We start from the raw sequence: 14,729 nt of genomic DNA, 5'->3' as shown, positions 1-14,729 counted from the left end.
GGGAGAGCAGATCCATGCTTTATAGAGAAAACGGCCAGTTCAAGACCTCGTACGCCGACGACCAGCAAATCTTCCCGATCGCACAGGACCGCTGGCTGATCATCGGCCTGCTCGTCTTCGCCTTCATCGGAGTGCCGCTGCTGGTCGACGAATACCTCTTTCGCGCCATCCTGATTCCGTTTCTGATTCTTTCGCTCGCCGCGCTCGGGGTCAACATTCTGGTCGGCTTCTGCGGCCAGATCACACTCGGCGCCGGCGCTTTCATGGCGGTCGGCGCCTACGCCGCTTACAACTTTCACATTCGCGTCGACGGCATGCCGCTGCTCGTCTCGTTTCTTCTCGGCGGACTGACCTCGGCACTGGTCGGGATCTTCTTCGGCATCCCCAGCCTGCGTGTGCGCGGCCTCTACCTGGCGGTCGCCACACTCGCCGCGCAGTTCTTCACCGACTGGGTCTTTCTGCGCGTCCCCTGGTTTACCGACAACGCCTCATCCGGTTCGGTATCCGTCTCCAACCTCCATATCCTGTCCTGGGAAATTGCTTCGCCGCTCGACAAGTATCTGTTCTGCCTGGCGTTGCTCACGGTCTTCGCGCTGGCGGCAAAGAACATGACGCGCTGCGCAGTCGGCCGGCAGTGGATGGCGATACGCGACATGGATGTCGCCGCCGAGGTGATCGGCATCCGGCCGATGTTCGCCAAGCTCTCGGCGTTTGCCGTCAGTTCGTTCTACGTCGGCATCGCCGGCGCGCTCTGGGGCTTCATTCACCTGGCATCGTGGGAGCCGGCCGCGTTCTCGGTCGATCGATCGTTCCAGTTGCTGTTCATGGTGATCATCGGCGGCCTCGGTTCGGTGATGGGCAGCTTCTTCGGTGCGGCTTTCATCGTCATCCTGCCGATTGCCCTCAATCAGTTTCTGCCCGCCCTTGGCGGGCTGTTCGGGATGACGATTTCGACCGCCGGCATCTCGCATGCCGAGCTGATCATTTTCGGCGCCCTGATCATCTTCTTTCTGATCAAGGAACCGCACGGCATTGCGCGCTTATGGTCTACCGGCAAGGAAAAACTTCGCCTCTGGCCATTTCCGCACTAGGACCGGGCGCGACGGCGGCAGCGAAAAGCCGGTGCCCGACAGCAACTCGTTTATCGACCAAGGAGGAGACAAAATGAAACCACGCAAACTTGCTCGGGCAGGCATCTTCGCCGGTGCTTTCCTGGCCTCGCTGGCGAGTGCCTCGACGGCGCTGGCACAAGCCAAGGAGCAGTTCTTTCCGGTCCTCGTCTACCGCACCGGCGCCTACGCGCCAAACGGTTCGCAATGGGCCAACGGCTACGTCGACTATCTCAAGCTGAGCAACGCCAAGGGCGGCATCAACGGCGTGCGGATCAGCTTCGAGGAATGCGAGACGGCCTACGCCACCGACCGCGGAGTCGAGTGCTACGAGCGCTTGAAGGGCAAGAACGGCGGCGCCACCGTCTTTCAACCCCTGTCCACCGGCGTCACCTTCGCCCTCACCGAAAAGGCGCCGGTCGACAAGATACCGCTGATCACCGCCGGTTATGGGCGCAGCGAATCGCAGAACGGCGCCGTCTTCACCTGGAATTTCCCCTTGCTCGGCACCTACTGGGTCGGCGCCGACGTGGCGATCCAGCACATCGCGAAGAAGGAAGGCGGCTTCGGCAAGCTGAAGGGCAAGAAGATCGCGCTCGTCTATCACGACAGCCCGTACGGCAAGGAGCCGATCCCGGTGCTGCAGGAACTCGGCAAGACGCACGGCTTCGAGGTCCAGTTGCTGCCGGTTGCCCATCCCGGCGTCGAACAGAAGGCAACCTGGCTGCAGATCAGGCAGCAGAAACCTGACTACGTTCTGCTCTGGGGTTGGGGAGTGATGAACTCGACCTCGTTGCGCGAAGCCCAGTCGACCGGATACCCGCGCGAGAAGATGATCGGCGTCTGGTGGGCCGGTGCCGAACCCGACGTCAAGGATGTCGCCGAAGGCGCCAAGGGTTACAGCGCGCTGACCCTGCAGCACGGCGCCGAGCCCAACTCGAAAGTGGTCAAGGACATGCTCGAACAGGTCTACGCCAAGGGGCAAGGAACCGGACCGAAGGACGAAGTCGGGCAGGTTCTCTACATGCGCGGGCTGCTCTCGGCGATGCTGGCCGTCGAGGGCGTGCGCAAGGCGCAGGAACGCTACGGCAAAGGCAAGGTGATGAGCGGCGAGCAGGTGCGCTGGGGTCTCGAGAATCTCAATCTCGACCAGAAGACGCTTGACGCGATGGGTTTTGCTGGCGTCATGCGTCCGGTGCAGACCTCGTGCCTGGATCACATGGGATCGTCGTGGGTGCGCGTGCACACCTGGAACGGCAAGAAATGGGAATTCACCTCCGACTGGTACCAGGCCGACGAGAAAACGCTGCGGCCGATGGTCATGCTCGCCTCGAGCAAGTACGCCGAGGAGAAGAAGCTGAAACCACGCACGCCGGAAGAGTGCAAGAAGTAAGCCATCAGCGACTCGCTGCTGCGAGTCCGCGCCCGGCTCTCCCCCACAGCGGAGGGCCGGGCACCACGACGACCCGCCAAGAAACGCCATGAACACTGCCGACACCCTGCTCAGCACACCGGCTACGCCCAAGCTGCTGCTGCGCGTCAATAGCATCGAGGTGATCTACAACCACGTCATCCTGGTCCTCAAAGGCGTCTCGTTCGGCGTTCCCGAAGGCGGCATTGTCGCGCTGCTCGGCGGCAACGGCGCCGGCAAGACGACGACCTTGCGCGCCGTGAGCAATCTCCTGCACGGCGAGCGTGGCGCAGTGACAAAAGGAACGATCGACCTGCGCGGCGAGCGCATCGAAGCACTGACGCCGGCCGAACTGGTCAAGCGCGGCGTCATTCAGGTGATGGAAGGACGGCATTGCTTCGGCCACCTGAGCGTCGAGGAAAACCTGCTCACCGGCGCCTATACCCGGCGCGACGGCAAGGCAGCGGTGAACGAAACGCTGGAGAAGGTCTACGCGTATTTTCCCCGCCTGAAGACGCGACGCAGCAGTCAGGCCGCCTACACCTCAGGCGGCGAGCAGCAGATGTGTGCGATCGGCCGGGCGCTGATGGCCAACCCGCGCATGGTCTTGCTCGACGAACCGTCGATGGGTCTCGCCCCGCAGATCGTCGACGAGGTCTTCGCCATCGTCCGTGACCTCAACCAGAAGGAGGGCGTAACCTTCCTCCTCGCCGAACAAAACACCAGCATGGCGCTGCGCTACGCCGACTTTGGCTACATCCTGGAAAATGGCCGCGTCGTCATGGAAGGCTCGGCCAGCGACCTGGCGAGCAACGAAGATGTCAAGGAGTTCTACCTCGGCCTGTCCTCGGGCGGCCGCAAGAGCTTTCGCGACGTCAAGCACTACCGTCGCCGGAAACGCTGGCTGTCGTGATGCTCGCCGGAAAAGCCCGGCGGCGCGCGCAGCGGCCGGCCTGGCTGCACGCGTGCCTGATCGCCGTATTCCTGACCGCGAGCGGGCGCTGGGTGGCAGCGGCCGATGCGCCTGCCGAAGCGCCGATCAAGCCGGTGCTGCAGGTTGGCGATTGCGTCGAGTTTCGTGAAGGCGGCAGCGGCTGGCTGCTCACCACACCGGTATACTGGCTGCGCGGGTCGCTCACGGCAATTCGCAGCGAGCGCCGCACACCGGCACGCTGCCCGCGCCTCGAGCGCCCACCGTCGACCTACACACCAGCCGAGCGAGCGCTGCTGGCGCGTTCCTTGCCGTGCCGCGCAGACAATGCGCAGCTTGCTGAAATCGAAGTGACGCGCGCGTCCGTCACTGTCGATGCGTGGGAGACGCCATGGTCGCACCAGCATGGAACTGCCGGCTGGCTTTTTCGCGGGCAGTTTCTCGATCAGACATTGACCCGTGGAGGAATCGTCGAGATGGATGCTGAATGGCTCACGCGCTGTACGGCGAAAGAATGATCGGCGCACCGTTGAACGGCGTGCGCGTCCTCGACCTGACTCGCCTGCTGCCCGGCCCGGTCGCCACGCTGCACCTCGCCGACCTGGGCGCCGATGTGATCAAGATCGAGGACCACGCGGCCGGCGACTATGCGCGCATCCTGGGCGACGGCCCGGATGGGATCAGCGTTTTCTATCGCTGTGTCAATCGCAACAAGCGCGGCTTGCGCCTGGACCTGAAACAGCCGCAAGGGCGCGAGGTCCTGCTCCGTCTGGCGGCTGGCGCCGACATCGTCGTCGAGAGCTTCCGCCCCGGCGTCAGCGAGCGCCTGGGGATCGGCTATCGGCAGCTTGCTGCGGTCAATCGCAAGATCGTCTATTGCGCGATCACCGGTTACGGTCAGGACGGGCCGCTCGCCAGCGCCGCCGGGCACGACCTGAACTATATCGGGCTGTCAGGCGTGCTCGAACAGATCGGCGTCGATGGGGGCCGGCCGGCGATTCCCAATCTGCAGATCGGCGACCTGCTGGGCGGCGCAATGAGCGCCGTGATGGGAATGCTGGCGGCGCTTTTCGACGCGCAACGCAGCGGCCAGGGACGCCTGGTCGATGTGGCGATGAGCGAGGCTGTCCTGGCGCACAACCTCTTCCCGTTCTTTCATCTGCAGAGTTCCGGCGAATTGCCGCCGCGCGGCGGCGATCTGCTCAGCGGCGGCGACGCCGGCTACGCCGTCTATGCCACTGCCGACGGGCGCTACATGGCCGTCGCGCCGCTCGAAGAAAAGTTCTGGGCCGTCTTCTGCGCCACCCTCGGGCGACCTGAATGGCTGCCGCTGCACGGCGCACGCGGCGCGCAGGCAGCCACCTTGCGGCACGAACTCGCGGCGCTCTTCGCCAGTCGCGACCAGGCGTACTGGCAGGAACTGTTTGCCGGCGTCGATTGCTGTGTCACGCCCGTCCTCAGCGTCAACGAAGCGCTCGCGCATCCGCATTTCGTCGCCCGCGGAATGACCGTGCAGGCCGACGGGGTACGCCAATACGCTCCGCCCGTAAAGCTCTCTGGCTGGGTTTTTTCAGTCGAACGCGCGGCGCCAACGCCCGGCGAGCACAGCGCCGAGATTCTCTCCGCAGCGGGTTTCAGTCGCGCAGAAATCGACCGTCTGCAGGCAAGCGGCGTGCTCTGAGCGCGCCCGGAAACAGGGCCGTGCCCACCGCAAGCCGCTGTCCGGGATGCGCTAGGACTTCGCCGCCGGCTTTGATGGATCGTCCGTCTTCGTCGCCTCGCCCGCTTTCTTCGCCTCGGCGGCCGCATTGGCAACCTGCTGCATCTGTTCCTGCATCTGCTGCAACATCGTCAAAGGCCACAAGGCGGCCTGCTTCAGCGCATCGTTGCCACTGTTCGCGGCGGGAACGACCTCGTTCCCCGAAGCGCCGCCGGCGCCGGCGCCAGCGCCATAGCTGCTCGCCATCTTGCCCATCGCGCGCACCGCATTGAGCGTCACGCACTGCATTTCAAGGCCCTGAATCGTCATCTGCAGCATCGACAGATTCATCTTGAGCCAGTTTTCGACCGCTTTGAGGTCCTTGATCTTCTGTTCGATCTCTTCAACGTTGAAGGTCGGGGTGACCATGCCCGGCAGGGACAGCCCCATGTTCCCCCACATTCTCCTGGCAAAACCAAGGGGGTCGGTAATGGAATCGTGATTCGACATGCTTGTACTCCGCTAGAGTGGTCGAGGGGGAAACGCTCAGTCGCCGGTCAATCTTAACAAAGTTCCGGCGCTCGTGTCGCTTTCGCGCGCCAACCCACAGTGCGCCGCTGGCAGCAGAACGGCGCCAGAACCATGGCCCGGCGGCGACCGACGGCGGGCCATGATCAATCGCCGATGCGCGCGAGCGCCAGGACAGGGGGCTCGTTGGCAAGAGAATCTCGTCCGATTCATCTTGGCAATGATAATCATTCTCATGTATACTCAGAGTCTGCCGCGTCGCACAAGTCTTGCCGCGGCCGAGTGCCATGAGTAGCGAGGACGAGATCAAATGACGGCAAACGATTCGCTCAGCCTGTTCGACCTGCGCATCGGTCAGGAAGGGAAAGTCAGTCGCGCACCAACCACCGACAGTGGTAGCGCGGCCGACCGCGAGCTGGCCTTACGCTTGGTCGAAATCGGCTTCATCGACGGTGAGCGGGTGCGGGTCGTCGCGCGCGCGCACCCGGACGGTGATCCAATCGCCGTGCGCGTCGGCAACACAATGTTCGCCTTGCGCCGCTGCGAAGCCGAACAGGTGCTGGTCGCACCGCTGACCAGCGACATCGACGCGCGCCAGCCGGAGCGCATGCGCGCCGCGATCGCCGCTGCCGCGCCGAGCCCGGCGAACGTGAACCCGTCAGCCACTGGCCGCCGCTGCGCCGTCCCCGCCAGGGAGCGCAGAGCATGAGCAGCGCGACGCTCGCCCTGCGCCTGGCCCTGCTGGGCAACCCCAACTGCGGCAAGACGGCGCTGTTCAATCTGCTCACCGGCAGCCGGCAGAAAGTAGCCAACTACCCGGGGGTCACCGTCGATCGCAAGGAAGGTCAGTTCACCACACCGTCCGGCAAACACTTTCGTGTTCTCGATCTGCCCGGCGCCTACAGCCTGAACGCGGCGAGCGCCGATGAACAGATCACGCGCGAGGTGGTGCTCGGAACGCTGGCCGGCGAGGAGCGTCCCGACCTCATCGTCTGCGTCAGCGACGCGACCAACCTCAAGCTCAACCTGCGGCTGGTTCTCGAAGTCAGGCGTCTCGGCCTGCCGATGGTGCTGGCCCTCAACATGACCGATCTGGCGAAGAAACGCGGCATCGAAATCGACCTGCCGGCGTTGCAGCGCGAATTGGGCATGCCGGTGGTCGAGACCGTCGCCGTCCAGCGCGGCGGCGCGAGCGCGCTGATTGCCCGACTTGAAGCTGCCTTGCCGGCCGAACGACCGCCGGCAACTGGCTGGCCGTCGCCGGACATTGCCGAGGTCAGCGCGACGCAGCGCGAGGTGCGCCGCATTCTTGCCGCAAGCGTGCGCGAACCGGCGCTCGATACGCGGGTCGACGAGCGCATCGATCGCGTCGTCCTGCACCCGGTGTGGGGAATGCTCATCCTGGCGGCGACGCTGTTCCTGATGTTCCAGGCGGTGTTCAGTTGGGCCAGCCTGCCGATGGAGTGGATCAAGGCGGCGGTCGGCGCGCTCGGCAGCTTGCTTGGCGAACGTCTGCCGGACGGGATCCTGCGCAGCCTGCTGGTCGACGGCGTCGTCGCCGGCGTTGGCAGCGTGCTGATCTTCCTGCCGCAGATCCTGATCCTCTTCTTCTTCATTCTCGCGCTCGAAGACTCCGGCTACCTGCCGCGCGCGGCTTTCCTGCTCGATCGCCTGATGGGCAAGGTCGGCCTCTCCGGTCGCTCGTTCATCCCCTTGCTGTCGAGCTTTGCCTGCGCGATTCCCGGCATTCTGGCCGCGCGAACGGTAGCCAACTGGCGCGACCGCCTGGCGACGATCATGATCGCGCCGCTGATGACCTGTTCGGCGCGCTTGCCGGTCTACGCGCTGATCATCGGCGCCTTCATCCCGGATACCACGGTTGCCGGCGTGTTCAATCTGCAGGGTCTGGTGCTCTTCTTCCTCTATGTCGTCGGCGTCGTGAGCGCCCTGGCAGTGGCCGGCGTACTCAAGCTCACCCTCAGCCGCGGCGCGCAGCATCCGCTGCTCCTCGAACTGCCGGCGTATCGCTGGCCACACGCGCGCAACCTGATGATCGGCCTGCTCGAACGCGCCCGCATCTTCGTCACGCGCGTCGGCAGCATCATTCTTGCGTTGATGGTCATCCTCTGGTTCCTCTCGTCTTTCCCGGCGCCACCGGCCGACGCCAGCGGTCCGGCAATTCAGTACAGCTACGCCGGCATGCTTGGCCGAGCACTCGAAGTCGTCTTTGCACCCATCGGTTTCAACTGGCAGATCTCGATCGCGCTGGTTCCCGGCATGGCCGCGCGCGAAGTCGCCGTCGGCGCACTCGGCACGGTCTATGCCCTTTCCGCCGCCGGCAACGACGTGAGCGAGCAACTGGCGCCGATGCTCGCCGCCGACTGGTCGCTGGCCACCGCCTACGCGCTGCTCGCGTGGTACGTCTACTCGCCGCAATGCCTGTCGACGCTGGCGGTGGTCAGGCGCGAAACCAACTCCTGGCGCTACCCGTTGCTGATGGCCGGCTACCTGTTTGCCCTGGCCTACGCCGCCGCCTTCGTCACCTACCGAGTCGCGCTGCTCGTCACCGGAGGGTGAAATGCCTGCTGACGAACTGATCGCCTACGGCGCCGTCGTCTGCGCTACCGCCTACGCCGGCTGGCGGCTGCTGCCGGCTGGCTGGCGCGCCGCACTGGCGCAAAGATTCTCCCGGCTGGCGCAGCGTGCCGGCCTGCTCGGAGCCGCCCCGCGAGTGCAGGCCGGCCCGAGCGGCCACACGGCGTGCCACACCTGCAGCGCTTGCCCGGGATGCGCTGAAAAAGGGCCGGCCACGGCAGTGCATACCGTCGCGTTCAGAAAGATGGACGGCAAGTCCGGCTAGCGCGTGCGGCAGCCGGGAAGCGGGCGAGCAGCAGAACTGCGCTGCTCTGCGCGGCGCTGACGGCACCTGGCGCGAGACCAGGCCAAGACTAGACGAGCGCTGGCGGCGCCGTGGCGGATGAGCTGCCGGCGTCGTTCGCCGGCACGCTCAGATCGCCGCCGACGATTACCAGGAGAGTGGCGATCTCGCGCGCGGCATGCTCGATCCGTTTCGCGTCGTCGAACGTCGTTCCGGAATGATTCGACTGCACACGCTGGGTGGTCGCAATGATGTCGTCCACCTCGGCCAGCAGGCGGCCGCGCATGGCATTGAGTTGCTCGACGCGCGCCATGCCAACTGCGCGCAGTTCCGCGATCGCTTGCTCGCGCTCGTCGCGCGAGCTGGCGGCCTGCAGCGTGCGCTCTGCGTTCATTTCCTGCAGCGAGGATTTCCACCAGGCAAGGAAGTTCGCCCGATGCCCGATCAGCGCGTTCAACGACAAGGCCATCGCATTCACCTCGTCGCGCCCGCCCGGCACGGCGGCGACGCGCGGGGTCGGCGCGCCATAGGCAAGGTTGTCGAGCAGACCCGCCATCTCGCGCAGCGGGCGTACGATCCGCCGCGTGATGAGCACGGCGAACAAGGCGCCGAGAATCGTCGCAGCAAGCATCGCACCGACCGCCAGCCGCGCGCTCGTCTGCGCTGCCAGCGACGTTTCCTCGATACGCTGGCTCATCATCTGGTTCGCTTGCGCCGAGTTGCTGGTCAACAGCGGTGCCACGCGTTGAGCCGCAGCGTCCATGGCGCGCGTCAGCTCGGCGATCCGCGCGCGCTGTGCGACGAGGACGAAGAAGCTGCTCTGGTAGTCGTTCAGGAGACCGGAGAGCAGCGCCTTGTCGGCGTCGGCAATCGCCGAAGCAGCAATCTGGGCGCGAATCCCGCGCGCGATTTCGGCGACCATCGGCGGATAACTTTCATCGCCGCGCAGCAGGAAATCCTTTTCGCGCCGGCGCAACTGCAGGATGCTGTTTTCCAGGTGCGGCACATGATTGGCTTTCAGCACCGCTTCGATCCGGTGCGCAGCGTCGCGGAAGCGGCCCATGCCACCATTGGCATTGCCGCCGGCGAGGAGCTCGCGCGCGAAGGGTTCGAAGCTCTGCGCGTACTGCCGCAGGTCGTTGAGCAACTGCGCTTTCACGGCAGCGGGGAGTTCGGAGCCCTTGACCATCTGCACCAATTCGCCCACCTGGCGACGCACCTGCTCGGCGTACCGCAGATCGCGTCGCAGTGCCAGGTCCTTCTCGTGCCGGCGAAGCTGCAACAGACCGGCGTACAGGCGATCGACGCTGTAGCGCCCCGCGAGTTCGTGCAGGCGATGGATCTTGCTGCGGAAGGCCCCCTGGACACCCGAGTTCTCGTCAAGCCCCATGCTGCGCCAAGCCTCGGCAACCGCATGGAAGCTGTCACGATAGCCGGTCAGCAGGGGACGCAACTGGTCGACCGTTTGCCGCGAATCCTCGTCGACCGCGGCGAGCAGTGCCAGCTTGTCGAAGAGCACCTGCAGATGCTCGTCGACTTCCTGAGCAAATTGCGCCTTGTGCGCGATCAGAAAAGCCTTTTCCGCGTCGCGCACGGCGGCCATTTCGATCTCGATGGCCAGGGCCAGCGACTTTCTGGTTTCAAAAACGGCGAGCAGGTGCTTGTAGTCGCCGGTCACCGAGCGCAGCGTGTGATGGTAGTACCCGACGACAGCGAAGAACAACAGGCAGACGACGGCAAAGCCCAGCCCGATCTTTTCGCCGATCCTCAGTTGGCTCGACAATCTGTTCACTTTTGGCTCCTCGTCGGTAGCAGAACTGACCGCCCGCTTGCCCGCTGCCGCCGTCTGCGTAAGCTCCTCGCTCGATTCGGCGCGCCGCCCGCGCCAACCGCGGTGGTATGGAGTATATCTGTATCGCCAGCGGCTTGTCGAACCGAGGCGTGTTCCGACGTCTGGGGATCGAGCGCGCCACCTGCTGCGCACGCCGTGCACAGAATGAGCTATCCTTGACCACGCAGCGACGCGGCCAAAACGACGGGCTGCGATCAGCCAAGTCCCGGCAGGCGGCGGCTGGGCGCGCTCGGCCGGCTGGCCGAGCGGCAGGATCAACAACGGATGCACAGTGAAATACATCGACGAATTTCGTGACGGCGAACTGGCACGCGGACTGGCGGCGGCGATCGAGCGTGCGGCGCGCGCGCGGCGCGAATATCGTTTCATGGAGTTCTGCGGCGGCCATACGCACGCCATCGCGCGCTACGGCGTGAGCGATCTGCTGCCACCGGGTGTGCGCATGATCCACGGCCCCGGTTGCCCGGTGTGCGTGCTGCCGATCGGGCGCATCGACATGGCGATTCGCCTGGCGCTCGAGGCCGGCGTCATCCTTTGCAGCTACGGCGATCCGCTGCGCGTCCCCGCATCGCACGGTCAGTCGCTGCTCCGGGCGAAAGCCACGCTCGGCCGGCCGGGCAGCACGGGCGGCGAAATTCGCATGGTCTATTCGTGCGCCGATGCGCTGACCGTGGCGCAACAGCAGCCGGCACGCCAGGTCGTCTTTTTCGCCATTGGCTTCGAGACGACGACGCCGCCGACAGCGGTCGTCATCAAGCAGGCACAGGCGCTCGGCCTGCGCAATTTTTCGGTCCTCTGCTGTCATGTCCTGACGCCATCGGCGATCGCCAGCATCCTCGAATCGCCGGAAGTCCGCCAATGGGGCAGCGTGCCGCTCGATGGCTTCGTCGGCCCGGCGCACGTGTCGACGATCATCGGTACGCGACCCTACGAGTTCTTCGCCGAGGAATACCGCAAGCCGGTAGTCATTGCCGGCTTTGAACCGCTCGACGTGCTGCAGGCAATCCTGATGCTGATCGAGCAGGTGAACGCCGGTCGAGCGTGCGTCGAGAACCAGTTCCGGCGTGCCGTTACGCGCGAGGGCAACCTGAAGGCGCAGCAAGTCGTCGCCGAGGTCTTCGAGTTGCGCCGCTCGTTCGCCTGGCGCGGCCTCGGCGAACTGCCTTACAGCGCCTTGCGCATCCGCTCCAACTTCGCCGAATTCGATGCCGAACGCCGTTTCTCGATCGACTACCAGGCCGTCCCCGACCATCCTGCCTGCGAGTGCGGAGCCATCCTGCGCGGCGTCAAGCGACCGGCCGAATGCCGCATCTTCGGCAGCGTGTGCACGCCGGAGAACCCGATCGGCTCGTGCATGGTGTCGGCCGAAGGCGCCTGCGCCGCGCATTATTCGTACGGCCGCCTGAGCGGGCAGTCGCTTTCGCAACCGCGTGAGTCAGCCGTCAACCGGTGAGCAGCGTGCGCAAGGGATATGTCCGACCGCTCGACCTGAAGCACGGGCGCGTCGACCTGACGCACGGCAGCGGCGGACGCGCGATGGCACAACTGATCGAGGAACTGTTTGCCCGCCGCCTGGGCAATGCCTACCTCGGGCAAGGCAACGACGCTGCCGTCGTGCCGATTCCACCTGGCCGGCTGGTCGTATCGACCGACGGCCATGTCGTCGCGCCGCTCTTCTTTCCCGGCGGCGACATCGGCTGCCTGGCCGTGCACGGAACGATCAACGACGTCGCCGTGCTCGGCGCAACGCCGCTGTATCTGGCCGCCGGCTTCATCCTGGAGGAAGGTTTTCCGCTCGCCGATCTGGCGCGCATCGTCGATTCGATGGCGGAGGCAGCCAGCGCCGCCGGCGTTCCGGTGGTCACCGGCGATACCAAGGTCGTCGAGCAGGGCAAGGCCGACGGCATCTATATCACGACGACCGGCATCGGCGTCGTTGCCGACGGGGCCGATTATTCCGGCGACCGGGCGCGCGTCGGCGACCGCATCATCGTTTCCGGAACGATTGGCGAACACGGAATGGCGGTACTCGCGCAGCGCGAGAGCATCGGCTTCAGCGCCGCGATTCGTTCGGATACCGCCGCCCTGCACGGTCTGATCGCCAGCATGCGCGCCAGCGGTGCAGCGATCCGCGTGCTGCGCGATCCGACGCGCGGCGGCGTCGCCACGACGCTCAACGAAATCGCTCGCCAGTCGGGCGTCGGCATGATGCTGCAGGAAAGCGCGCTGCCGATCCTGCCCGAAGTGACCGCCGCCTGCGAGTTCCTCGGCCTCGACCCGCTCTACGTCGCCAATGAAGGCAAAATCCTGGCGATCGTTGCGGCCGAAGACGCCGACGGCCTGCTCGCTACGATGCACGCGCATCCGCTCGGCCGCCGTGCCGCGCTGATCGGCAGCGTGCACGCCGACGCGCAGCATTTCGTCCAGATGACGACGACGCTCGGCGGCCGGCGCATCGTCGACTGGCTGACCGGCGAGCAATTGCCGCGCATCTGCTGAGCGGCGGCGAACGGTGCCAGCGCTCAGAGAAGCATTTCGCGACCCCTAGCAATCGCTCGGTAACGTGACTCGTCATCGAAGCAGGCCAGCCGCATGCCACGGATGGCTTCCTTGGCTACAAGACCACCTGCGTTCCCAACTCCACGACCCGATTGGGTGGTAGTGCGAAGAATTGTGCGGCACTCCCCGCATTCCGGAACATTGCGACAAAGACCTTCTCACGCCAGAAGCTCATTTCCGAACTGATGCGGGGGATCAGTGTCTCCCTGCCGAGAAAGAAAGATGTGTCCATCGGATTCAAATCGAGGCCGTTTTCCGCACACCATTCGAGCGCCTGGGGAATATTCGGGCGTTCCATGAATCCATAGTGGAGTCTCACCTGCCAGAAATGGTTCTTCATTGGCTGCACCGCGATACGCTTCGAGTGTTCCACGTGCGGCACGTCGTCAACGCTGACCGACACGATGACATTGCGTTCGTGGAGCGCCTTGTAATGCTTCATGCTGTGCAGCATGGCCTGGGGGACGATGGTGGGTTTGGCCGTCAGGAATACCGCCGTGCCTGGCACGCGGGTAATGCTGTCATCGATGGCATCGACAAAGCCATCGATACCCATCGCGTCGGCCATCAAACGCGTCTTGAGGAGGTCGCGACCGCGTCTCCAGGTCGACAGGACGAGGTAGACCATCAGGCCGAAGATCAACGGGAACCAGCCGCCATCGGCGATCTTGATCGTGTTGGCGGAGAAGAACCCGAGGTCGATCAGCGCAAAGGGCAAGGCTCCGACGAAGGCCTTCCACACCGGCCAGCCCCAGACATGGCGGGCGACGATGAAGGCCAGGATATCGGTAATGAACATCGTACCGGTTACCGCAATGCCGTAGGCGGCGGCGAGGTTGGACGAGCTCTGGAAACCAGCGACCAGCGCGATCACGGCCAGCAGCAAGGTCCAGTTGATACTCGGCAGGTAGATCTGCCCCTTCTCCTGGTCAGATGTGTGGCTGATCTCCATACGTGGCGCGAAACCGAGCTGGATCGCCTGTTGCGTGATCGAGAAAGCGCCGGAGATTACCGCCTGCGAGGCGATGACCGTCGCCATCGTGGCGAGGCCGACCATCGGCAGCACGAACCAATCGGGGGCCAGACGGTAGAAAGGATTCTCGATGGCGGCCGGGTCCTGCAGCAGCAGGGCGCCTTGGCCAAAATAGTTGAGCACCAACGCCGGCATGGCCAGCCCGAACCATGCCAGACGGATCGGACGCCGGCCGAAATGCCCCATGTCGGCATACAGTGCTTCGGCACCGGTCAATGCCAGCACGCAGGCGCCCAGGGCGAAGAAGCCGAGGATGGGATTGTTCTCGAAGAACCGCAGACCATGGAGCGGATTGAGCGCCTGCAAGACTTGCGTATTGTGCACGATGCTGGCGATGCCGAGGAGGCCGAGCACGATAAACCAGAGCATCATGATCGGCCCGAATAGGCGGCCAACGGTGGCGGTTCCCCGTCGCTGAACCAGGAACAGCCCGACGAGGATGACCAGCGAAATCGGCAGGATGTAAGGCTTGAAGGTCGGGGTGAGTACTTCCAGCCCCTCGACCGCCGACAGCACCGAAATCGCCGGCGTGATGATGCCATCACCGTAGAACAGAGCAGCCCCAGACAAGCCGATGACGATGATGAAGCGGCGTAGCCACGAATCTTCCTGGAGCGGATGCAGGGCGAGTGCCATCAGGGCCATGATGCCGCCCTCGCCCTTGTTGTCGGCACGCAGGATGAAGACAACGTACTTCAGGCTGACGACGATCATCAGCGACCAGAAAAC

12 protein-coding genes and 1 pseudogene are annotated in these 14,729 nt (G+C 64.8%); 10 read left to right on the top strand and 3 right to left on the bottom strand.

Going from position 1 to position 14,729, the window contains the following annotated elements; translation table 11 throughout:
• The first annotated feature begins 14 nt into the window (after positions 1 to 14).
• The 5 genes from Q1L59_RS05310 to Q1L59_RS05290 all read left to right on the top strand — a co-directional run bounded on the left by Q1L59_RS05310 (position 15) and on the right by Q1L59_RS05290 (position 5,132).
• Entirely contained in the window at positions 15 to 1,091 is a 1,077-nt protein-coding gene (locus Q1L59_RS05310) for a branched-chain amino acid ABC transporter permease (protein ID WP_300329096.1), read from the top strand.
• A 73-nt stretch (positions 1,092 to 1,164) separates the two neighbouring features.
• Positions 1,165 to 2,502 carry an ABC transporter substrate-binding protein gene (locus Q1L59_RS05305; RefSeq protein WP_300329093.1) on the top strand — a complete coding sequence of 446 codons (1,338 nt, stop codon included), beginning with the start codon at positions 1,165 to 1,167 and terminating at the stop codon, positions 2,500 to 2,502.
• Between the two features lie 88 nt (positions 2,503 to 2,590).
• Positions 2,591 to 3,433, top strand: coding sequence for an ABC transporter ATP-binding protein (locus Q1L59_RS05300; RefSeq protein ID WP_300329090.1), 843 nt, complete (start codon positions 2,591 to 2,593; stop codon positions 3,431 to 3,433).
• A complete protein-coding gene (locus Q1L59_RS05295; protein ID WP_300329087.1) occupies positions 3,433 to 3,969 on the top strand; it encodes a hypothetical protein in 537 nt (178 codons plus the stop codon). The genes Q1L59_RS05300 and Q1L59_RS05295 overlap by 1 nt, the downstream gene beginning before the upstream one ends.
• Positions 3,966 to 5,132, top strand: a complete 1,167-nt coding sequence (locus Q1L59_RS05290) for a CaiB/BaiF CoA-transferase family protein (RefSeq protein ID WP_300329135.1) — start codon at positions 3,966 to 3,968, stop codon at positions 5,130 to 5,132. Before Q1L59_RS05295 ends, Q1L59_RS05290 begins: the two co-directional genes overlap by 4 nt.
• Positions 5,133 to 5,183: 51 nt before the next feature.
• Here the strand turns inward: Q1L59_RS05290 and Q1L59_RS05285 are convergent, their stop codons facing one another.
• Entirely contained in the window at positions 5,184 to 5,660 is a 477-nt protein-coding gene (locus Q1L59_RS05285; protein ID WP_300329084.1) for a PhaM family polyhydroxyalkanoate granule multifunctional regulatory protein, read from the bottom strand.
• A 328-nt stretch (positions 5,661 to 5,988) separates the two neighbouring features.
• On the opposite strand from Q1L59_RS05285, the pseudogene Q1L59_RS05280 reads away from it, so the two are divergent.
• The 3 genes and pseudogenes from Q1L59_RS05280 to Q1L59_RS05270 all read left to right on the top strand — a co-directional run.
• Positions 5,989 to 6,243, top strand: a pseudogene (locus Q1L59_RS05280) (FeoA family protein); the annotation flags it as partial.
• Between the two features lie 140 nt (positions 6,244 to 6,383).
• On the top strand, positions 6,384 to 8,255 hold the full coding sequence (locus tag Q1L59_RS05275) for a ferrous iron transporter B (protein ID WP_300329082.1): 1,872 nt from the start codon (positions 6,384 to 6,386) through the stop codon (positions 8,253 to 8,255).
• A 1-nt stretch (position 8,256) separates the two neighbouring features.
• On the top strand, positions 8,257 to 8,538 hold the full coding sequence (locus Q1L59_RS05270) for a hypothetical protein (protein ID WP_300329079.1): 282 nt from the start codon (positions 8,257 to 8,259) through the stop codon (positions 8,536 to 8,538).
• An 88-nt stretch (positions 8,539 to 8,626) separates the two neighbouring features.
• Here the strand turns inward: Q1L59_RS05270 and Q1L59_RS05265 are convergent, their stop codons facing one another.
• Positions 8,627 to 10,348, bottom strand: a complete 1,722-nt coding sequence (locus Q1L59_RS05265) for a methyl-accepting chemotaxis protein (RefSeq protein ID WP_300329076.1) — start codon at positions 10,346 to 10,348, stop codon at positions 8,627 to 8,629.
• A gap of 331 nt (positions 10,349 to 10,679) precedes the next feature.
• Between Q1L59_RS05265 and hypD the strand changes: the two genes are divergently transcribed.
• Entirely contained in the window at positions 10,680 to 11,861 is a 1,182-nt protein-coding gene (hypD, locus tag Q1L59_RS05260; protein ID WP_300329073.1) for a hydrogenase formation protein HypD, read from the top strand.
• Positions 11,858 to 12,907 (top strand): hydrogenase expression/formation protein HypE, encoded by a 1,050-nt coding sequence (gene hypE, locus Q1L59_RS05255; RefSeq protein ID WP_300329070.1) that lies wholly within the window; start codon positions 11,858 to 11,860, stop codon positions 12,905 to 12,907. Before hypD ends, hypE begins: the two co-directional genes overlap by 4 nt.
• A 115-nt stretch (positions 12,908 to 13,022) precedes the next feature.
• Here hypE and Q1L59_RS05250 read toward each other — a convergent pair whose 3' ends face one another.
• Positions 13,023 to 14,717, bottom strand: a complete 1,695-nt coding sequence (locus Q1L59_RS05250) for a potassium transporter Kup (protein WP_366145627.1) — start codon at positions 14,715 to 14,717, stop codon at positions 13,023 to 13,025.
• Positions 14,718 to 14,729 lie beyond the last annotated feature (12 nt).

Origin of the sequence: Accumulibacter sp. (assembly GCF_029255125.1) — a bacterium.
Taxonomy (GTDB): Bacteria; Pseudomonadota; Gammaproteobacteria; order Burkholderiales; family Rhodocyclaceae; genus Accumulibacter.
The sequence above is the reverse complement of the archived record's forward strand: the minus strand, read 5'-3'. Positions and strand labels throughout refer to the sequence as shown.